10 protein-coding genes are annotated in these 21462 nt (G+C 69.4%); all 10 read left to right on the top strand.

The window, feature by feature from the left end:
* The first annotated feature begins 288 nt into the window (after window positions 1–288).
* From E8L99_RS00430 to E8L99_RS00475, 10 genes are read left to right on the top strand one after another with little or no spacing between them, the layout of a single operon-like run.
* Window positions 289–1491, top strand: a complete 1203-nt coding sequence (locus tag E8L99_RS00430) for an MFS transporter (protein ID WP_137101874.1) — start codon at window positions 289–291, stop codon at window positions 1489–1491.
* Window positions 1488–5870: a type I polyketide synthase gene (locus E8L99_RS00435; protein WP_137097706.1), complete on the top strand. Its 4383-nt coding sequence runs from the start codon at window positions 1488–1490 to the stop codon at window positions 5868–5870. The genes E8L99_RS00430 and E8L99_RS00435 overlap by 4 nt, the downstream gene beginning before the upstream one ends.
* Window positions 5867–9184 carry a non-ribosomal peptide synthetase gene (locus E8L99_RS00440; RefSeq protein ID WP_137097707.1) on the top strand — a complete coding sequence of 1106 codons (3318 nt, stop codon included), beginning with the start codon at window positions 5867–5869 and terminating at the stop codon, window positions 9182–9184. The genes E8L99_RS00435 and E8L99_RS00440 overlap by 4 nt, the downstream gene beginning before the upstream one ends.
* Entirely contained in the window at window positions 9181–13689 is a 4509-nt protein-coding gene (locus E8L99_RS00445; protein ID WP_137097708.1) for a type I polyketide synthase, read from the top strand. Before E8L99_RS00440 ends, E8L99_RS00445 begins: the two co-directional genes overlap by 4 nt.
* Entirely contained in the window at window positions 13686–17690 is a 4005-nt protein-coding gene (locus E8L99_RS00450) for a non-ribosomal peptide synthetase (RefSeq protein ID WP_137097709.1), read from the top strand. Before E8L99_RS00445 ends, E8L99_RS00450 begins: the two co-directional genes overlap by 4 nt.
* Window positions 17687–18754: a patatin-like phospholipase family protein gene (locus E8L99_RS00455; RefSeq protein ID WP_137097710.1), complete on the top strand. Its 1068-nt coding sequence runs from the start codon at window positions 17687–17689 to the stop codon at window positions 18752–18754. Before E8L99_RS00450 ends, E8L99_RS00455 begins: the two co-directional genes overlap by 4 nt.
* Window positions 18751–19569, top strand: coding sequence for a thioesterase II family protein (locus tag E8L99_RS00460; protein ID WP_252511211.1), 819 nt, complete (start codon window positions 18751–18753; stop codon window positions 19567–19569). The genes E8L99_RS00455 and E8L99_RS00460 overlap by 4 nt, the downstream gene beginning before the upstream one ends.
* The gene (locus E8L99_RS00465; RefSeq protein WP_137097711.1) at window positions 19566–20789 is read left to right on the top strand and encodes an ArsA family ATPase; all 1224 of its coding nucleotides are present in this window, start codon (window positions 19566–19568) and stop codon (window positions 20787–20789) included. Before E8L99_RS00460 ends, E8L99_RS00465 begins: the two co-directional genes overlap by 4 nt.
* Window positions 20789–21169: a hypothetical protein gene (locus E8L99_RS00470; RefSeq protein ID WP_137097712.1), complete on the top strand. Its 381-nt coding sequence runs from the start codon at window positions 20789–20791 to the stop codon at window positions 21167–21169. The genes E8L99_RS00465 and E8L99_RS00470 overlap by 1 nt, the downstream gene beginning before the upstream one ends.
* Complete coding sequence (locus E8L99_RS00475; protein WP_137097713.1) at window positions 21169–21459, top strand: hypothetical protein; 291 nt, start codon at window positions 21169–21171, stop codon at window positions 21457–21459. The genes E8L99_RS00470 and E8L99_RS00475 overlap by 1 nt, the downstream gene beginning before the upstream one ends.
* Window positions 21460–21462 lie beyond the last annotated feature (3 nt).

Here is a 21462-nt window from a genome sequence, read left to right on the forward strand (position 1 = left end):
GCTTTCGCATCGGAGCGGGGACTGAACCCTCTCCCCGCACGCGGGGAGAGGGCAAGGGTGAGGGGCTCGTGCGGCCTGGATGAGGGCTGGGGCCGACGGCGACGGCCAGGCGGACGCAGCGCAGCATTTGGCTGGGGACTGGTCCCATGACAGGGCCGTCTTCAATCGACACATCGGGCAAAGTCTGATTGGAATCTCACAGGACAAAGTCGGAATCGGTTCTGGCCGAACTGTATCTGCGTGCCGCGCGTCCTTGAGCCTCCCCGACGGTGCCGCACCTTGACCACCATGCACGTCCGCCTCATTCCCAGCATTGCCGGCGCGGTGATCGTCGTGTCGCAGCTCTCGAATTTCGTGTTCGCGCCGGCATTGCCCGAGATCAGCCGCCATTTCACCATCGCGCCCGGCACGGCGCAGCTTCTGATGACCGTCTTCCTCGCGGGCTATGCCGCCGTGCAGATCGTCGTCGGGCCGCTCGCCGACAGCCTCGGCCGCCGCCCGGTCCTGATCGCAGGCGTGCTGCTCCTTGCACTCGGCTGCGCGGTTTCCGGTCTGGCACCGACCATGGCCCTGCTCTTTGCCGGCATCATCCTCCAGTCACTTGGCGCGGGCATCCTGCCGACCATCGGCCAGGCCATGATCCGCGACAGCCAGACCCAGCAGCGCACGATGACCATCCTCACGCGGCTCGGCATGGCACTGGCGCTCGCCTCCGCCGTGACGCCGATGATAGGCACGACGCTGGTCGGCGGCCTCGGCTGGCGCGGCCTGTTCCTTGCCATGGCTGTCGCCGCGCTGGCCCTCCTGCCCTTCTCCTGGATCTCGCCCGAGACGCTCTCAGCCCCCCAGCTTGCGGCGGCCCGCGCCTCCTCGCCGATGGAAATCGCGCTGTCCGGCTATCGCGCGGCGCTCGGCCAGCGGCGGCTGGTGCTCTACGCGATCATGATCGGCTGCCTCACCGGTGCGATGACGGTGTTCTTCACCGGCGCGCCCTTCCTGTTCATCCACACCCTCAAGGTCTCGGTCCATGCCTATGGATTGTGGGCCTTCGCGGCCTTCCTGCCCTTCATCGCCGGCGCCATGGCGGTGCCGGTCCTCTTGAAGCGGAAGTGGCTGTCGCTTGAGGACAATATCCTGCTCGGCTGCGGCCTGGCGGTTGCGGGCACGGGCTTCGGCTGGTTCGCCAGCGACTGGGATCCGACACCGGTCCTGGTGCTGATCGGCGCCGGCCTGTTCACCTTCGGCCTCGGCATTGCCGTCGTGCTCGGCAAGCCGGCGGCGCTTCTCGGGATCACAGACAGGATCGCAGCCTCGACCGCGCTCATCACCTTCCTGATGACCGTGCTGGCCGCCGCCATCTCGGCCGTCGCCGGCGTGGTCGAGGCGGTGGCGCATGTGGCGATCTTCGGCATCATGTTCGCCAGCACCGCGGTCGCCTTCGCCGCAGCGCTTGCGGCCGGACGGCCGGCGCGGCAGGCGGTCGCGGCATGAGCACAGAGACAGCCCCGGCCGGTGGCATCGCCATTGTCGGCATGGCCGGGCGCTTTCCGGGCGCCGATGACATCGACGCCTTCTGGCGCCTGCTGCGCGAAGGCCGCGACGGCATCAGCCGATTCTCCCGCGACGAGCTTCTGGCCGCCGGCCATTCCGCCGCGACTATCGACCATCCCGACTATGTGCCCGCCAAGGGCATGATCGCCGATGGCGATTGCTTCGACGCGGCCTTCTTCGGCATCCCGCCCCGTGAGGCCGCCTATCTCGACCCCCAGCACCGCCTGTTCCTGGAGACCTGCTGGCACGCGCTGGAACATGCCGGCTACGACCCCGCGACCTTTCCGGGCTGGATCGGCGTCTATGCCGGCGAAGCCGAACAGAGCCATCAGGCGGCCCTCCTGGCGCGCCAGCGAGACGTGGCGGAAGCCGCCCGCTCCAACCCGGTCTTCTTCGGCAACAGCCCGGATTTCCTGGCCTCCCGCGTCGCCTACAAGTTCGATCTGCGCGGACCCGCCCTGACGCTGCAGACGGCCTGTTCCACGTCGCTGGTCGCCGTCCACCTCGCCTGCCAGTCGCTGCTCACCTTCGAGAGCGATCTGGCGCTGGCCGGTGGCGTCTCGGTCAGCACGCCGAATGTCGAGGGCTACCTCTTCGCCCATGGATCGGTGGAGGCGCCCGACGGAATCTGCCGGCCTTTCGATGCCGGTGCCGCAGGCACGCTGCCCTCCAACGGCGTCGGTGTCGTCGCGCTGAAGCGCGTCGAGGATGCACTGGAGGCCGGCGACACGATCCATGCGGTGATCCTGGGCAGCGCGATCAACAATGATGGCGCGCGCAAGGTGGGCTTCACCGCGCCGAGCCTGGACGGCCAGGCCGATGCCATCGCACTCGCTCACCGGATCGCCGGAGTTGCACCGGACGCCATCGGCTATGTCGAGGCGCACGGCACCGGCACAGTCATGGGCGACCCGATCGAGGTGGCGGCGCTGAGCCGCGCCTTTGGCGATGAACCGGCTCCGGCCGCCCGGACCATTCTCGGTTCGCTCAAGGGCAATGTCGGGCATCTCAAGGCCGCCGCCGGCATTGCCGGGCTGATCAAGGCGGCGCTGACGCTGAAGCACCGCGAGATCCCGCCAACCCTGCATTTCCAGGCGGCCAATCCAAATCTGGGGCTGGACATTTCGCGCTTCTCGGTGGCGCCGGGCCTGCTCCCCTGGACCTCGGACCGGCCGCGCCATGCCGCCGTCAGTTCCTTCGGCATTGGCGGCACCAATGCCCATCTGGTGCTTCAGGAAGCACCACCTGCGCTCGCGGCAAGCCCCATCACGCGCCCCCTGATCCTGCCGGTCTCGGCCCATGACGATCAGACGCTCGACCGGATGGTCGCCCGCCTCGGCGATGCCCTGGCCGAAGCCAGCGGAGCGGTGGCACTTCCCGATGCGGCGCAGACGCTGCAGCTGGGTCGCCGCCATTTTCCCCGCCGGCGCGCCGTGGTCGCCGCCACCCTGGACGAGGCCATAGACGGTTGCCGCGGCCGCGGCACGGTGCTGTCCGGCCGCATCGGCGCTGGCCCGCGCCCGATCTGCTTCCTGCTGCAGGGACAGGGCAGCGAATTCATCGGCATGGGGTCCGCGCTCCAGGCCCAGGAGCCGGTCTATCGCGAGGCCATGGACCGCTGCGCCGCCGAAATCCTGCGCCTGACCGGCACGGACATCCGCAGCGTGATCGCAACCGGAGCCCATGGCGCGGCGCGCCTTGGCGACACCCGCTGGACCCAGCCGGCCCTGTTCGCGGCGCAATATGCGCTCGCACGCCTGCTCGGGAGCTGGGGGATCAAGCCCGACCGGCTGATCGGCCACAGCGTGGGCGAGATCAGTGCGGCCTGCCTTGCAGGCGTGATGGAGCTCGAGACCGCCATCGCGTTGGTGGTGGCGCGGGCTGAGGCCATGCAGCAGAGCCCCGAGGGCGCCATGCTGGCGGTGGCTCTGTCCGAGACAGCGCTCGGTCCGCTCGATCCCGATCTCGAGATCGCCGCGATCAATGCGCCAGGGCAGTGCGTCGTCTCCGGCTCGACCGAGGCCATCGCCCGCGCCGAAGCGGACTGGCGCGCCGCCAGCGTCCAGACCCGCCGCCTGCCGGCCAAACGCGCTTTCCATTCCCGCCGGCTCGATGCCGCTCTCGAAGGGTTTCGCGCGTCGATTGCCCGCCTGCCGCTGTCGCCGCCGCGCATTCCGATCGTCTCGAACCTCCATGGCGGCCTTCTCTCCGACCGCGACGCCGTCGACCCGGCCTATTGGGTGAACCAGGCGCGCCGTCCCGTGCGCTTCCTGGACGGGCTCCACAGCGTGCTCTCCGAGGGGCCGCAGATCCTGCTCGAAGTCGGCCCTGGCCGCACGCTCTCGACCTTCGCCCGGCGCCATCCCAGGCGCACGCCCGAGACCGAGATCATCGCAATGATGCCGGCGCCCGAGCCGGGCCAGGCCAGCGACGGACGCGAGACCTATGCGGCGCTGGCGGATGCCTTCGTCCAAGGCTGCGAGATCGACTGGCAGGGCGTCAATGCCGGCCGGCCCATCCGACGCGTGCCTCTGCCGCTCTATCCGTTCCAGCGCACCCGCTATCGCGTCCAGGACTTGCCACTCGACGGCCTGCCGGACGAGACAGCACCGGTCAGCAAGGCCTCGGGGGCGCGCGGCGATTTGGTCTTCCTGCCCACGTGGCAGCGCAGCGGCAGAGCAAGCCCCGCGCCCCTGGCGGGCACCACCTGGCTGTTCGGGGACGCGCGGACGCCGGTCGCCCATGCCATCGCATCAGCGGTCGGCAAGGCAGGCGGCAGGCTCGCCGCCGTGCCCGCGGACAGCACCGCCGCCGGCCTGGCGGAACGGCTCGGCACCGATCCGCCGCAGCGGATCATCCACCTCGCCGGGCTGGAACCAGGTCCCGGCCGCGCCGGCTACGACACGCTGCTCACCCTCGCCCATGCGCTCGATGTAGCGCGCGTCACCGCGCCTGTGGCGCTGGTTGTCGCCGCCCGCAGCCTGTTCGCCGTGGAAAGCCGGGACGACCCAGATCCGGAGGCCGCCCTGGCGCTCGGGCCGTGCCTGGTTCTCGGCCAGGAAATGCCCAATGTCGCGGTCTGGGTCATCGATGCCGATGCGGACACGCCGGCGGCGCTGATTGCCGCCCATTGCCTGTCCGAGGGCCCGCCGGTCGCCGCCCTGCGCGGTGGCCGCCTGCTTGCCCGCGCCTTCCATCCGCTGCCGGAGACCGGTGCGCCCAGCGCGTTCCGGCAAGGCGGCCATTATCTGGTCACGGGCGGGCTCGGCCGCCTGGGGCTGGCGGTCGCCCGCGAATTGGCGGAGCGCCACGGCGCGAAGCTGACGTTGATCGGCCGCTCGATGCCAGCGAATGCCGCTTCCGGCCTTTCGGCCATCGAGGCGGCGGGCGGCCAGGCTTTCGCCGCGCTTGGCGACATCACCGATGCCGCGGCGCTCGCCGCGATCGTGGCTGCGGCCGAGGACCGGTTCGGCCCGCTCGACGGCATCCTGCACATGGCGGCGGAGACGCGCGCCTTCACGCCGCTGGCTGCCACCGGTCCGGCCGAGACCTCCGCCATGCTGACGGCCAAGGTCGGAGGGCTGAAGGCGCTCGAACAGGTCCTCGGCGGCCGCGATCTCGCAGTCCGGGTGCTGATGTCGTCGCTCGCCTCCGTGATGGGCGGCCTCGGCTTTGCCGCCTATGCCGCCGCCAATGCCTGGCTCGATACCTATGCCGAGCGTTCGCGACGCTGGACCGCGATCTCGTGGGACGCCTGGGCCGAAGGCCTGGCGGCGGGCGCGGATGTCGCGGCGGCCCGCTATGCGCTCGCAACCAGGGACGCCGTCGATGCGATGGAGCACCTGCTCGCGGCCGGGATATCCGGCCATGCCCTTGTCTGCGGCGGCAACCTCGAGCAGCGGCTGACCGCCTGGACGGGCGCCCGGAGCCAGGCATCGCTGCCGGCTGCCGCCGCGCAAACCCAGGCCGGCGGCGCGGCCGCACTCGCGGCCATCTTCTCCGAGGTGCTCGGCCATGCCGACCTCGCCGAGGACGACGACTTCTTCGACCGCGGCGGCGATTCCCTGCAGGCGATCCAGGTGATCTCGCGGTTGCGCCAGCGCCTGGCCTTGCCGGTCACGGCGGCGCTGTTCTTCGACAACACCACGCCGCGCAAGCTCGCCGAAGCCGTCGCCGGCATGACACGCGACACCGGGGCGCTCGCCCCGGCGCTCGATGCGCCGGTCAGCGACGAGGCGCGCCGCTCGGTCGAGGTCATGTCCGGCGAGGAGGTCAACCGGCTGCTGGAGCGGCTGCTGGCCGAGGGGGCGAGCCCGTGAGCCAACCTCTCGCCCAGGCCGATCTCGGCGCGCTTTCGCCCGACGAGCGCCGCCAATTGCTCGCCCGCTTGCTGAGCCGCCGGTCCGATCAGGAGCAGAGCTATCCGCTGTCCTTTGCGCAGCAGCGCCTCTGGTTTCTCGACCGCCTGCACCCTCTCAGCCCGGCCTACAACATTCCCGGCGCCTTCCTGCTGGAAGGCGCACTCGATGTCGCCGCGCTCGCCGCAGCGCTCGGCGATGTCGTGCAGCGCCATGCCACCTTGCGCACGACCTTCACCGAGGAGGCCGGCCGTCCCCGCCAGACCGTCAGGCCGGTGAGCGATATTCGCCTGCCCGTCACCGATGTGGCCGGCGCGACCCTGGACGACCGCAAGGGGGCGGCCCGGCATCTGGTCGATGCCGAGGTCGCCCTGCCCTTCGACCTCTCGACCGGTCCGGTGTTCCGCGCAAGCCTGCTGCGGCTCGACGCCGAGTGCCATGTCCTCGTGGTGGTCATCCACCATATCTCTGCCGATGGCTGGTCGCTCGGCCTGTTCAACCGCGATCTCGCCGCCGCCTACCGCGCCCGCCTGTCTGGATCACCCTCACCGTTCGGACCGCTTGCCAGCGACTACATCCGCTTCTCGGCCTGGCAGAAGGCTGATCTGGCCGGCGATAAACTGAGCCGGCTCCTGACTTTCTGGACCAACACGCTGGCAGGCCTCCCGGCGCTCGACCTGCCTGTCGACCGGCCAAGGCCGGCGCTTGCCCGGCAGCGCGGTGATAGCCTGGACATCAGCCTGTCCGCGCCGCTGGTGGCCGCCGCGACAGCCTTTGCCCGGGCCCAGGGCACGACGCTCTATTGCGTGCTGCTCGCCGCGTTCCACGTCGTTCTCGGCCGGCTCTCGGCGCAATCCGACTTTGCCATCGGCACGCCGGTGGCCAATCGCGGCAGGCTCGATGTCGAGGACCAGATCGGCTTTTTCGTCAACACCTTGCCCATGCGCATCGACACGAGCCGCGCTGGCAGTTTCGCGGCCGTGGTCGACATTGTGACGGCGGCCTCGCGGGCCGCGCAGCAGCACCAGGATCTGCCCTTCGAGAAGCTGGTCGAGGATCTCAATGTGCCGCGCGACACCAGCCGCAATCCGCTGGTGCAGGTGCTGTTCGCCCTCCAGAACGCGCCCATGCAGCCGCTGCAGCTCGACAGCCTGGCCATCACGCCCTTCCCCTACACGCTCGCGGCCACACGCTTCGACCTCGAACTGCATCTCTGGGATGGCCGGCAGACCTGGACCGGCGCGCGCGACACCGAGGCCGGACTGACCGGTTCGATCTTCTACAACAGCGACCTGTTCGAGCCTGCAACGGTCGCTGGCATGGCCGACATGGTGGCAACCCTGCTGGCGGCAGCCCTGGCCGCGCCCAACGGCGCGCTCGCCGACCTGCCGCTGCTCTCGGACCAGGCCCTCCGCCGGGTTCTCGCCGCCGGACAAGGGCCGGACATCGCCCCGGCATCCGTTCCCGACCTGCTGCGACAGGCCCGCGCGGCCTTTGCCAGCCAGCCGGCCCATGTCGAAGCCAAGGGCGAGGCCGTGACCTATGCGGCCCTGTTCGAGCGCGCCGAGCGCCTCGCGGCGGCGCTGAAACTGAGCGGCGTCGGACCGGGAGCCGTTGTCGCCCTGCTCATGCCGCGCGGCCGCGATCTCGTCACAGCCATGCTGGCCGCGAGCCTTGGCGGCCTGACTTTCGCGCCCATCGATCCGCGCCAGCCAGCAGCGCGCATTGCCCAGCAGCTTCGGCTCGCCGGTGCGCGCTTCGTGCTGCACGAAGCCCGCCATGCGGATGTGGCGGCCGCCCAGCCTGTGCCCGGTGCGACGGTCGAGGCTCTCCTCGGCGGTGCCGATGGCGCGATAGCGGAAGCAGAGCCGCCCGAAACCGCGCCGCTCTACATCGTCTTCACCTCCGGCTCGACCGGCACGCCGAAGGGCGTCGTCATGTCCAGACGCGGTTTTGCCAATCTGATGGCGGCGCAGGTCCGGACCCATCCCGAGCCGAAGCGGACGCTGCAGGCCTCGGCTGTCGGCTTCGATGTCGCCATCCAGGAGGTGCTGTTCACGCTGATCACCGGCGGCACGCTGGTGACCGCGACCGACGACGACCGGCTCGATCCGCATCGCCTCGCCGATCTGATCGATCGCGAGGGCGTCGAGCGGGCGTTCCTGCCCTATGCCCTGGTCAATCTGCTGGTCGGTGGCCTGGACGGCTCGCAGCGGGTGCTGGCCTCGCTTGGGGAGATCATCACCGCCGGCGAACAGCCGCGGCTGACGGCGCAGGCGCGCCAGGTTTTTGCCCGGCACCGGGGCCTCCGGCTGATCAATCAATATGGCCCGGCCGAGGCCCATGTGGTCAGCGAGATGGTGCTCGACGGCGATCCGATGGGTTGGCCCGATCTGCCAGCCGCCGGCCGCCCGGTCGCCGGCAATCGCCTCCATGTCCTCGATGCCAAGGGCCAGCCGGTGCCGTTCGGCGTGGCCGGCGAACTGCATATCGGCGGCGCGCAGGTGGCCGACGGCTATGCCGGCCTGGCCGCCGAGACGGCGGAGCGGTTCAGGCCCGACCCGTTCTCGGATGAGCCCGAGGCCCGGCTTTACCGGACCGGCGATCTCGCGACATTCGACCATGCGGGCCTGCTGCATCTGCTTGGCCGCACCGACAGCCAGGTCAAGATACGCGGCTATCGCGTCGAGCCGGCCGAGATCGAGATCCTGCTGGCCAGCCACCCCCAGGTGGCAGCCTGCGCGGTCATTGCCGAAGCCACCGGCCTGTCTGCCTTCATCGTACCCAAGGGCACCATGCCGACCGCGTCGGCGCTGCGCGACTGGCTGAGGCCGCAACTGCCGGACTACATGATCCCGGCGCGCTTTGCCGCCGTCGACGCCATTCCGCTCTCGGCCAACGGCAAGGTCGATGCCGCCGCGCTCAGCGCCAGGAGCCAGCCGCTTGTCCAGGCAACAGCGCATCGCCGCCTGCCGCAGAGCGAGACCGAGCGCCTGATCGCCACCATCTGGTGCAAGGTGCTGCAACAGGCGAGCGTCGATTGTGAAACGACCTTCTTCGATCTCGGCGGCAATTCGCTGCTGATCGTCGAGGTCTGCGAGCGCCTGCGCCAGGCGGTCGATCCGGCGCCCAGCCTGTCCGACCTGTTCCAGTTTCCGACCATCGAGGCGCTGGCCCGCCATGTCGCGTCCCTGCGGGCGGCGCCCGCTGGCGTGAGGGCGGCCGCCACCATCATGGGGCGGGCACAGCGCATGCGGGGCGGGTCGTCGTCATGACAACATCCGGCACAGACCCGATCGAAGCCGTCGCCGTGATCGGCATGGCCGGCCGTTTTCCCGGAGCCGGCGACGTCGAGAGCTTCTGGCGCAATCTCCAGGCCGGCCATGAGGCGGTCAGCCGTTTCACCATCGCCGAACTGGAGGCAGCAGGCGTGCCCCGTGCGATGGCGGAGCGGCCGGACTATGTGCCGGCCAGGGGCGTGCTGGACGGCGCCGACTGCTTCGACCACGAGGCCTTCGGCTACAGCCCGCGCGAGGCCATGCTGATGGACCCGCAGCACCGCCTGATGCTCGAGACGAGCCATGCGGCTCTCGAAAGTGCGGGCTATGGCAACGGCCAGGGCGAGGGCTGGACCGGGGTCTTCGTCGGCGCCGCGCGCGCCAGCTACTGGCTCGGCAATCTCGCCGACAATCCCGCCGCAGCCGACGGCGACGACCAGATCTTCATCGGCAACGAGAAGGACTTCCTGGCCACCCGGGTCGCCTTCAAGCTCGATCTTCACGGACCCGCCGTCGATGTCCAGACGGGATGCTCGACCTCCCTGGTGGCCATTCACCTCGCCTGCCGGTCGCTCCTCTCGTTCGAATGCGACATGGCGCTGGCCGGCGGCGTCACCGTCGCGCTGCCGCTCGCCGGCGGCTATCTCCACCAAGAGGGATCGGTTCTGGCGAGCGACGGCCATTGCCGGCCCTTCGATGCCGCTGGCGACGGCATCGTGCCGGGCAATGCCGCCGCCGTCGTGGTGCTGAAGCGCCTCTCGGAAGCGCTTGCCGACGGCGACAAGGTGCACGCGGTGATCCGCGGCAGCGCGATCAACAACGACGGCGCCCGCAAGATGAGCTTCACCGCGCCGAGCGTCGAGGGCCAGGCGCAGGCGATCCTGCTGGCCCAGCAGGTGGCAGGCGTGACGGCGGATCAGATCGGCCTGATCGAGGCCCATGGCACCGGAACGCGGCTTGGCGACCCGATCGAGGTCAGCGCGCTGACCCAGGCCTTCCGCGAGACCACGGGGCGCATGGGCTTTTGCGCACTCGGCAGCCTGAAGGGCAATGTCGGCCATCTTGATGCTGCCGCCGGCGTCGCCGGCCTGATCAAGGCGGTCTGCGCGGTGCGCGACGCCGTGGTTCCGCCGACCATCAACGTCACCGCGCCCAACCCGGCGATCGATTTCGCCGCCACCCCCTTCTATCTGGCGACGACGGCCACGCCCTGGGACGAACCCGTCCGGCGGGCCGGAATCAGCGCCTTCGGCATCGGCGGCACCAATGCCCATGTGATCGTCGAAAGCCTGGATCAGCCGCGGCCTGAGGCAAGCGACGACCGGTGGCGCCTCATGCCGATATCGGCCCGCAGCGAGGCGGCGCGCGACCGCCTGTGCTCCGCGACCGCCACGGCGCTGGCCGCCGGTGGACTGTCGCTCGCCGACGCAGCCTTCACCCTGCAGACCGGTCGCCGGCATCGCGAACACCGGGCCATCGTCGTCGCGCGGACCGCCGAGGAGGCCGCGAGCGCCCTGCGGAGCGAACCCGCGCAAGGGCGGTTCATGGCAGGCGGCGCGCCGGCCAGCCGGCCGAAAGTGGCGTTCCTGTTTCCCGGCGGCGGGGTGAACTATCCGCGGATGGCGCTGGGCCTGATCGACCGGGAGCCCGCATTCAAAGAGGCGCTGACCGCGATGGCCAGCCATCTCGCGGCTGAGGGCGTCGACATCTGGCCCGAGATCAGGGGCGAGGCCATGGCACCATCCGGCGTGGCGACCGCTCTGCCGGCGATCTTCGCCATCTCCTACGCCCTGGCGCGGCTGTGGCAGGCGCGCGGCGTCATGCCGAACATGATGCTCGGCCACAGCCTCGGCGAATATGCGGCGGCAACCGTCGCGGGCATCTTCACCCCGGCGGAAGCCGCGCGGCTGGTGGCCAGGCGGTCGTCGCTGCAGGAGCGCAGCGCGGGCGGCGCCATGCTGTCGGTGATGACCTCCGCCGAGATTACCCTGGCGCTGGCCGACCCCAGTATCGACATTGCCGCCATCAATGGACCCGGCCTCTGCACGGCATCCGGCCCGGAAACCGCGATCCAGGCTCTCGAAGAAGCGCTCGACCGGGCCGGTCACCGGTCCATGCGGCTCGCCATCGCCATCGGCGCACATGCGCGGGGCGTCGATCAGATCCTTGGCGAATTCCGCGCCGCCTTCGACGGTATGTCACCGCGCAAGCCCACCCTTCCGGTCCTGTCGAGCCTGACCGGCGACTGGCTGGAGGCCACAGACGCCGACTACTGGGCGGCCCATCTACGCCACACCGTGCGGTTCGACCTCGCATTGGCCCGCCTGCTTGAGGAACCGGACCTCGTCCTGATCGAATGCGGCCCCGGCGACGTCTGCGGCGCGCTGGCCGAACAGCATCCAGCCTATCGGCCCGGTCACAGCCGGGTCGCCTCGCTGCGCAAGGAGCAGATCGCCGCCGACGACCACGCGGTTCTGCTCACCGCCATTGGCCAGGCCTGGCTTGCCGGTGTGCCGGTCGAGATGAGCGCGACGCCCGGCATCCCCGACGGCGTCCGCCAGCCGCTGCCGACCTATCCCTTCGAACGCAACCGCCTGTGGATCGACCCACCGGCCGCGGATCGGCGCCGCGCCGTCGCACCTGCCGACAAGCCGATCGACGACTGGTTCCACATTCCCTCCTGGACGAGGGCGCTGCCGCCCGCGCCCCGCAGCGAGCCGGGTTCCGGCGCTGCGCTGGTCTTCACCGACGAGGGGCCGCTTGGCGACGCCGTGATGAGCGCGCTCACGGCGGCCGGCTATGGCCCGGTCGTGACACTGCGCGCTGGTGACGAACTCGCGCTCGACAGCGAGATCTCGTTCCAGATGCGTCCGGGCTCGGCCGATGACCTCGCCATGGTGCTGACGGCTTCAGGCGTAACACCGGCGCTCGCGGTCCATCTCTGGTCGGCGGGCGATGAGGCGAGCGACGAGGTCGCGCGCGGTTTCCACACGCTCGTCGCGCTGGTCCAGGCCTGTGCCGCCGCGCGGATCGACCTGCCGGCGCGGGTCGTCGTCGGGACGCGGCACGCGCAGCTGGCCGCCGCCACGGATGCAGTCTTCGCCGCGCGGGCGACTTTGCTGGGGGCGGCGCAGGTCATGCCGCAGGAAGTCCCTGGCCTGTCGGTCAGCGTCATCGACATGGGCTGCGAGATCACCCCCGAAACCGCAGCGCAGAGCCTCGTGCGCGAGGCGCTTGCGGCCGATCCCCAGCCAGTCGTCGCCCTGCGCGGACGCCAGCGCATGCTCCGCGCCTTCGAGCCGGTGCGGCTTGCGTCGGGCGCGCCAGCCCGCCGCACGATCCAGCCAGGCGATGTGATCGTGATCACCGGCGGGCTCGGCCGCGTCGGCCTGCTGCTCGCCCGGCACCTGACAGCGCGCTACAGCGCGAAGGTCGCGCTGATCGCCCGCCCCGGTTTCCCCGAGGAAGCGGACTGGAGCCTGGTGGATGCCGGGATCGACCCGCGGACAGCCTCCCGGATCGCCGCGCTTCGATCGCTGAGGGCCAGCGGGGCTGATGTCACCCTCTTCGGCGCCGATGTCGCCGATCCCAGCGTCATGGCTGAGGCCTTCGCCGCGATCGAACGCCAACTCGGTCCCGTCCGGGGCATCATCCACGCAGCTGCTGTCACGCGCGGCTCGGCCCTGATCAGCCCGATCCTGCAGCTCTCGCCGGACCTTGCTGCCGAGCAGCTGGCGCCGAAACTCGGCGGTCTTGCCGGACTGGATGCCGCGATCGCCGCCTGCCGCGCACCGCCGGCCTTCGTGGTGATGCTGTCCTCCAATGCCTCCATCCTCGGCGGGCTGGGCTTTGCCGCCTATTCCGCCGCCAACCACGTGCTCGACCTCGCGGCAGCCGATCGCAGCCGGACCGGCGCGACCGACTGGATCAGCACCAACTGGGACCGCTGGCTGCTCGACGATGACGACCTGGCGGCAGGCGCCGGCACGAGCATGGATTCCTTTGCCATGCGGCCGGCCGAGAGCCTCGATGCCTTCATGCGCATCGTGCTCGCAGGCGAGGCCGAACAGTTTGTGGTCACCCGTGGTGATTTGGAGGCGCGCCGGCGCATCTGGATCGACGGCGAGGCCGAGGCACCCAAAGCCGCCGGCAGCGAGCGGCCCCGCTCATCGCGTACCGCCTACCGGGCGCCGACCGGCGAGGCGGAGGCCGCGCTTTGCGGTCTATGGGGCACGCTTCTCGGCATCGACGGGATCGGCATCGACGACAATTTCTTCGAGCTTGGCGGCCATTCGCTGAGGGTCATCCAGCTCCTCGCCCGCGTTTCCGACATGTTCGGGGTCAGGCTGCCGCTGAAGAGTTTCTTCGCCGCCCCGACCATTGCCGGCCTTGCCGAGCTGATCCTTCAGGCCCTGGAGGCCGGCGGCGACAGGCAGCCGGACAGCCTGCTCGACGGCCTCGGCACACTTGGCGGCGAGACCAGCCAGGTGGCCGCCCAATGACCCGGTCCGCCACAGACCATCGGCCAAGACCCCTGTCCGGCGAGCAACAGGCCATGCTCGCCGGGCGGCTTGTCGCCATGCAATCCACCAGCCGGCCGGCGGGCGAGGCCTCGATCCGGCGTGTCATGAGCGATGCCGGCGGTAGCGCGCCGCTGACCACGGCCCAGCGCCGGCTGTGGTTCCTCGATCGCCTGTCGCCTGGCCATTTCGCCTATAATTCGCCGCTGCCGCTGCGCCTCACCGGCGCGGTCGATTCAGACCAGCTGGAGACGGCCTTTCGCCGATTGATCGCCCGCCACGCCGTGCTCCGCACCCGGTTCAGCGACCAGGGGCCCGAGCCGATCCAGATCGTCGAGCCGGCCATCGCCTTCGACCTCTCTCGGACCGATCTGAGTGATCTGCCAGAGGCAGAGCGCACGGCCCGGCTCGGCGAATGTCTGGTCCGTCATGCCCAGATCCGCTTCGATCTCGCCCATGCGCCGCTGATCGCGGCCGAGTTGGTGCGGCTTGGCCCCGATGACCACGCGCTTCTGATCAACATCCACCATATCGTCACCGATGGCTGGAGCACCGGCGTGCTGCTCGCCGATCTCGACGCGCTCTATCGCAGTGAGGACCCGGCGCCGCTCCAGATCCACTATGCCGATCTCGCCCACCACGAGGCCGGTCTGCCGCCAGAGGCGGGCCAGGCGGCGCTTGACTGGTGGCGGAAGGCGCTGGCCGACCTTCCGCTAACCGAGATCGCGGCCGATCGTCCAAGGCCGCCCCAGCAGAGCCACGAGGGCGAAGCGGTCACGCTGGCGATCGCGCCGATGCAGGGGCGCCTCGTCGAAGCCCTGGCGCGCCAGCACGGCACATCGTCCTTCGTGGTGTTCCTAGCTGCCTTCTTTGCGCTCTTGCGGACCTATACCGGCCAGGCCGACCTCGCGGTCGGCTCGGCTGCGGCCAACCGCACGCGCCGCGAAACCGAACCGCTGATCGGCTTCTTCGTCAACACGCTGGTGATGCGCCAGACCGTCGAGCCGGGACGGAGCTTTGCCGACCTTGTGACCGCCGTGCATCGCACCGCCATGGCCGCCCTCGATCACTCGGAAACGCCGTTCGATCGCCTGGTCGAAACTGTCAATCCGGCCCGTGACCCGTCGCGCAATCCGCTGGTGCAGGTCGCGCTCGCCGTCCAGCCCGACCTGCCCGCCAGGGCAAGGTTTGGCGATGCCGAAGCCAGCATCATGTCGGCCGATTACAAGGCGACCCGCTTCGACATCGAGCTGCATCTCTATCCCGATGGCCGCGGCGGCTGGCAGGGTGCGCTGACCTATGCGAGCGCCTTGTTCGAGCGCGCCGGCATGGAGCGGCTCGCCGCGCGGTTCACCCTGTTGCTAGCCAATGCCGTGATGCGCCCGCAGGCGCCTGTCGGCACCCTGGCCATGATCGGGCCCAGGGAGGCAGCCGAGCTCGCCGCGTCGTCCGCTGGTCCGGAATCCAGGCCCTATCGCAGCCTGCCGGATCGCTTCGCCACATGGGCGGCCGAGACACCCCATGCGACGGCCCTCGAGCACGGCCAGACCCGGATCACCTATGGCGAGCTCGCACGCCGCGTCGAGGCCATGGCCGGCGCGCTTGCGAGCGCAACGCCCCCCGGGGCCATCGTCGCGGTTCTCGGGGGACCATCACTCGAGCAGATCACCGCCGTCCTGGCATTGTGGCGGGCTGGCCGGGCCTTCCTGCCGCTGGTCCCGGACCTGCCAGAGGCGCGCCTCCGCGCCATGGTGGACGATGCCCGGCCGGCACTGATCCTGTCGGTCGGCGATCATCCGCTGCCCGCCGATATCGGCCAGGCCATCGTCGATCTCGAAAGCTTGCTTGGCGCGCATGAGGGCAAGGCCGCGACCTCGCCGGCATCGCCGGCCAGCACTGATCTCGCCTATGTCATCTTCACTTCGGGCACCAGCGGCCGCCCCAAGGGCGTCATGATCGAGCATGGCGGGCTCGCCAATCTCTGCGATGCCCAGCAGGACGAGCTGATCGGGCCGACCGGCGCGCGCGTCCTGCAATTCGCCTCGCCCGGCTTCGATGCCTTCATCTTTGAGCTGGCCATGGCCTTCGCCAATGGCGGCGCTCTGGTTCTGCCGGAGACCGGCGGCCTGACCGACCGTCTCCAAGCCTCCGAGCGCATCCGCGCCGGCGCGATCACCCATGTGACGCTGCCGCCCTCGATGCTGACGCTTCTGCGGCCGCAGGAACATCCGAGCCTTCAAACGGTGGTCGTCGCAGGCGAAGCCTGCCCCGCCGGGCTCGACGACTGGGCCAGCACCGTCCGGCTGTTCAACGCCTATGGCCCAACGGAGGCCACCGTCTGGAGCACGGTGGAGCGCGTGACGGACGGCGCGGCCCGTCCGCCGATCGGCCGGCCGATCCGCGGCACCAGCGTCACCAGCGTGGACGATAGCGGGGCGCCGCTGCCCTCGGGCATTGCCGGCGAGATCGCCATTGGCGGCGTGGGGCTGGCGCGCGGTTATGTCGGCCTGACGGATCTGACGGCCGAACGGTTCCAGACCGATCCGACGGGCAACAGGATTTACCGAACCGGCGATCGCGGACGGCGTCTGCCCGACGGACGCATCGTCTATCTCGGGCGCACGGACCGGCAGCTGAAGCGCCGCGGGCACCGCATCGAGCCGGCCGAAATCGAGACCCTGCTCGAGCGCCACGCCACCATCGCCGAAGCCGCGGTCATGCTGGAGGGCGACCAGCTCGTCGCCTATGTGATGGCCCGCGCCAGGGCCGTCATCGAGCCGGACAATGTCCGGGCCTATCTCAGGGCGCATCTGCCTGCCGCCATGATGCCGGACCAGATCCGCCAGGTCACGCACATGCCGCGCAACCTGAGCGGCAAGCGCGATCCGGCCGCGCTTCGGGCCATGGCGCCGGATGCCGGTCAGATTGCCACGCTGGCCGGCGGACTGCCTCAGGGCGAGACCGAGCAGCGGATCGCGGCGATCATGGCCGAACTCCTCGGAGGGAACGCGGCGCCGGCCATCGGCCGCACGGACGATTTCTTCGCGCTCGGCGGCCATTCGCTGCTGCTGCTGCAATTGCGCAATCGCCTCTCGGCGGAATTCGGCCGCGACCTGCCGCTGGCCGGCCTGTTCGCAGCGCCTGACGTCGCCGGCATTACCACCCTGCTGCAGCGAGGCGATGGCGGCGAGGCAGCCGACGACCTCCTGTGGTTCCGGGCCCACGGCAGCGCGCCGCCGCTCTTCCTGGTCCATCCGGCCATCGGCACATCGCTCTGCTATGCCGGATTGGCACGGGCGCTTCCGGCGGAGCGGCCGGTCTACGGGCTGGAGGCACCGGCGGCCTTCGACACGATTGCGGACCTTGCGGCCCGCTATGCCGCGGCGATCAAGGCGCGCTCTCCGGGCGGCCCCTACCGCATCGGCGGCTGGTCGCTTGGTGGGACCATCGCCTTCGAGATGGCCCGGCAGATGGAGGAGGCCGGCGACAAGGTCCAGCTGATCATGATCGATGCGGGACTGCCGTGGCAGGCGGACGGGCGCGGCAGCAGCGGCGGCGGTTATGTTGCGATGGTTCTCGGCCTCGGCCGGGAAATCGTCAGAAGCTTTCCGCGCTCGCGGGCGGACCTCCAGGACATGGCGGCCCTGACCGGCGCGAGCGCAACCGGCGGCCTGCGCGCCATTGCCGCCACCTCAATCGAACTGGTGCGCCGCTGGTCGTGCTTTTCGGCCCTCAGCCGCGCCTGGTTCGGTTATCGTCCGCAGGCTTATCGCGGTCCCGTGCTGATTCTCCGCGCAAGCGCCGATGGGGCGGCCAGCGCCAACGATCCGCTGACCGCAACATTGACGCCCTATCTCTCCGGCCCTGTCATCTCGAAGACGGTGCGGGCTGCCCATCTCACCCTGCTTGGCCGCAAGTCGGTCCAGGCCCTCGCGGAAGCCCTGGAACAGGGGCTTTCCGAACTGGACCGGAGGATGTCATGACCACACAGCGCATCCTCTCCATGGACGGCGGCATCAGCGGTCACATCACCACGGAAGTGTTGCGTCGCGCATCCCATCGCATCGGCCAGGAGGGCGGCCACTTCCTCGACCATGCCGACATCCTGGCGGGCACCTCGGCCGGCGGACTGAACGCGCTGTTCCTCGCCGCCCATGACGATCTGGACGTGGCGATCGACGACGCCCAGGACTTCTGGCAGCACATCCTGGAATCGACCCGCGCCACCAATCCCGGCCGTTTGATCGCCGGCCTGCTAGGCGCCAAGGCGCTGGACCAGCGCGAGCCGATGATCCGGTTCCTGGTCGACTATTTCGGCGAGGACACGCGTCTCGGCGATCTCAAGCGCAAGGTCATCGTTCCCGCCTTCCAGCTGCATCACGAAAACGGCGGCGAGCGCGACCGGCAATGGCGCCCGCGCCTGTTCCACAACATTCCCGGCATCACCGACTATTCGCCCGACGAGCGGGTCGTCGATGTCGCGCTGCGCACCAGCAATATCCCGGTCGTCAGCCCGATCTTCGCGGGCATCAAGGGCGGCGATATCGGCTATCTCGACGGCGGCCTGGTGGCCAACAATCCCTCGATGTGCGCGATTTCCGCAGTGTTGGAACAGCGCCGGTCGCTCGGCCAGCCGCTCGATATCGGGTCGATCAACGTGCTGTCGGTCGGCTGCGGTCGCAAGCCCCTCTCGGTCAAGCCGGAGATTGTCGATGGCATTGCCGACTGGGGCTATGGCCAGTGGATGCTGTCGCCCAGGGAACCGATGCTGCTGGTGCGCCTTGCCATCCGCGGCGGCGGCGCGATCATCGAATATCAGTGCGCGCAACTGCTCGGGCAGAACTTCAAGCGGATCGATCCCTATATCGAGGCCAACCCGAACCCATTCGACCTGGTCGGAACCCGCAAGGCCATCCTCGATGCGCTCGACCATGTCGATGTCGCGACCGCCGCCGACGAGATCTGCGCCTGGATCCATGAGACGCAGTGGCTGCAGGGACCTTCGGGCAACACCGCGCAATCCGCCGACGCCGGAGCGCATCCGTGACCAGCGCCATGGCAGCCTCATCGCCGCTTCGCCCGGTCCCACCCGCCAGCCGCGCCTGGATCGGCGGCGAGCCTGACGCCGCTCAGCCCTTGCGGCTGTTCACCCTGCCCTTTGCGGGTGGCAGCGCATCGAGCTTTGCCAGCTGGCGAGCGAAGCTGCCGCCCTCCATGGCGCTCACGCCGGTCCATCTGCCCGGTCGCGAACGCCGGCTGTTCGAAACCCCGATCGACGCCATGCCGGCGATGATCGCCGCCCTCGCCACCGCCATCCAGCCCTGGCTCGACCGGCCCTATATCCTGTTCGGCCACAGCATGGGGGCCGTCATGGCCTATGAACTGGCGGCAGCGCTCGCCGATCTCGGCGCACCGCCGCCCGATCTGCTGGTCGTCTCCGGCCATGGCGCGCCGATCCTGCCGCGTACCTTCCGGCAGATCAGCGCCCTCGATGACAAGGCCTTCCTCGCCGCCGTGACCGAGCTCGGCGGCCTGCCCCGGCAATTGCTCGACGAGCCCGAACTGCTGGAACTGGTCCTGCCGGCGCTGCGGGCCGATTTCCGGCTGTGCGAGACCTATGCCTGGGGCGCCCGTGACCCTCTCTCGTGTCCGGTCCTTGCTCTCGGCGGCAGGTCCGACCCCATTGCCGGACAGGCTGAACTGGAAAGCTGGCAGCACATGACAACCCGCCCTCTTCGCAGCCGCATGTTCGACGGCAATCACTTCTTCCTCAGCACCGCGACCGACGCGATCATTTGCAGCATCGCAGAGACATTGGCCGCCCTGCGCGGTCAGGCAGCCATTGGACGGGCCTTCGCATGAACCAGCCGACCGAGCGCAGCAAGAAGCCGCGCATCATCATGGTCTCGGGCAAGGGCGGCGTCGGCAAGACGACGGTCGCCGCCTCGACAGCGGTCGCGCTCGCCAATCGCGGGCAGAAGACGATCGTCATGTCGTTCGATCTCGCCCACAGCCTGTCCGACAGCTTCAACATCTCGGAGGAGCTGTTCAGCACCGCCAAGGGCCGCCCGGTCCGGATCAACGACAATCTCGATTTCCAGGAGATCGACGTCCAGGAGGAGCTCCAGCGCAACTGGGGCGAGGTCTATCGCTACATTGCCTACCTGCTGGTCGGCGGCGGGCTCGACGGGATCGTGGCGGAAGAAGCGGCGGTCATGCCGGGCATGGAGGACATCATCGCCCTCCTCCACATCAACCAATATGCCCGCGAGGGCATCTACGACACGATCGTGGTCGATTGCCCACCCACCAGCGAGTCGCTGCGCTTCGTCTCGATCATCGGCTCCATCGACTGGTATGTCCGCAAGCGCCTGAAGCTCGACCGGCGCGTCGCCAGCGTTCTCCGCCCGCTCGCCAAGCGGTTCGGCGGCGAGTCCATGATGCTGCCCGAGGACGGCTATTTCGCCGCGCTCCAGAAGCTGTTCGAGCGGCTGGATGGCGTGGAGGCCATGCTCCACGATCCCACCATCACGTCGCTGCGGCTGGTCACGGTTGCCGATCGCATGGTGGTGCGCGAGACCCAGCGCGCCTTCATGTATTTCAACCTCTACGGCATCACGGTCGATGGCGTGGTGGTCAACCGCATGCTGCCCAAGGACGACGCCTATTTCGCCCGCTGGGTGGAAAGCCAGGCTCAGATGCTGGAGACAGTCCACAGCTTCTTCGATCCCGTGCCGATTTCGACCGTTCCCTTCCAGCAAAGTGAGGTCGTGGGGCTTGAGCGCCTGGAGGAATTCGCCGATCATCTGTTCGGTGACAGCGACCCTGCCGCCGTCAACACATCCGGTGCACCGTTCACCTTCACGAAAGTGTCGGAAGACGAGCACCTCTTGTCGATACGCCTGAGATTCGCGCCCAAGGACGAGATCGAGATTTCCCGCAGCAACGAGGATCTCTTCGTCCGGATCGGAACGTTCAAGCGTGTCATCCTGCTGCCACGGGCTCTTGTATCCATGGCGACGGCAGGCGCGAAGATGAATGGCGACTGGCTCGAGATCCGGTTCAGAAAGGACCACGTGTGATGACAGGCAAGCTGGAAGATCATCCGCTGGTCCAGGGACTGAAGCATCAGTCCGAAAAGCTCGGCAGCGGCATCAAGGACGCTGCCGCCACACATAATTCCGCCATGACCACGCTGGTGGAACATGTGCTGAAGGCCCAGGCCGAGCTCTACAAGGGCCAGCTGGCTATTCTGGAGAACATGATCGGCAAGCTGTCCGGCACGGCACCGGCAAAGGCCGAGGCCGCGCCGGAGCGCACGCGCCCGGCCTCGCCCCTGGCGTCGCGCGCCGGCTCGGGCGGATTGCCGCTGTCCGAGCGCATACGCCAGGCCACGTCCGGCTCCGACGAAGGCGCAAGCAGCGTCAAGATTGCCCCGGTTTCGAGTAAGGGAGGCGAGTGATGAGCAGCGGTCCGCACAGGGACGACGACAGGCACGCGAATGCGGGCCTCAATTTCCAGCCGATCGATCTGGGTCCCCTGCTCCAGGCGGCCCAGGTGGCCATCGGCCAGTTCCTGGCACCGCTGATCGCCGGCCGCGAGGAAAGCGCGCAGATCATGCGCAAGCACATCCTGCGGAGCGAAGCCGAGCTGCTGCGCGGGCTCCTGGCTGTCGTCGAGAAGGAAGAGCAGAAGGCCGAGACCACGACCGCCGCGCGCGACCGCCGCCCTCAGAGAGTTCCTGTCGAGTGACGC

The sequence above is a fragment of the Phreatobacter aquaticus genome, assembly GCF_005160265.1.
Classification (GTDB): Bacteria; Pseudomonadota; Alphaproteobacteria; order Rhizobiales; family Phreatobacteraceae; genus Phreatobacter; species Phreatobacter aquaticus.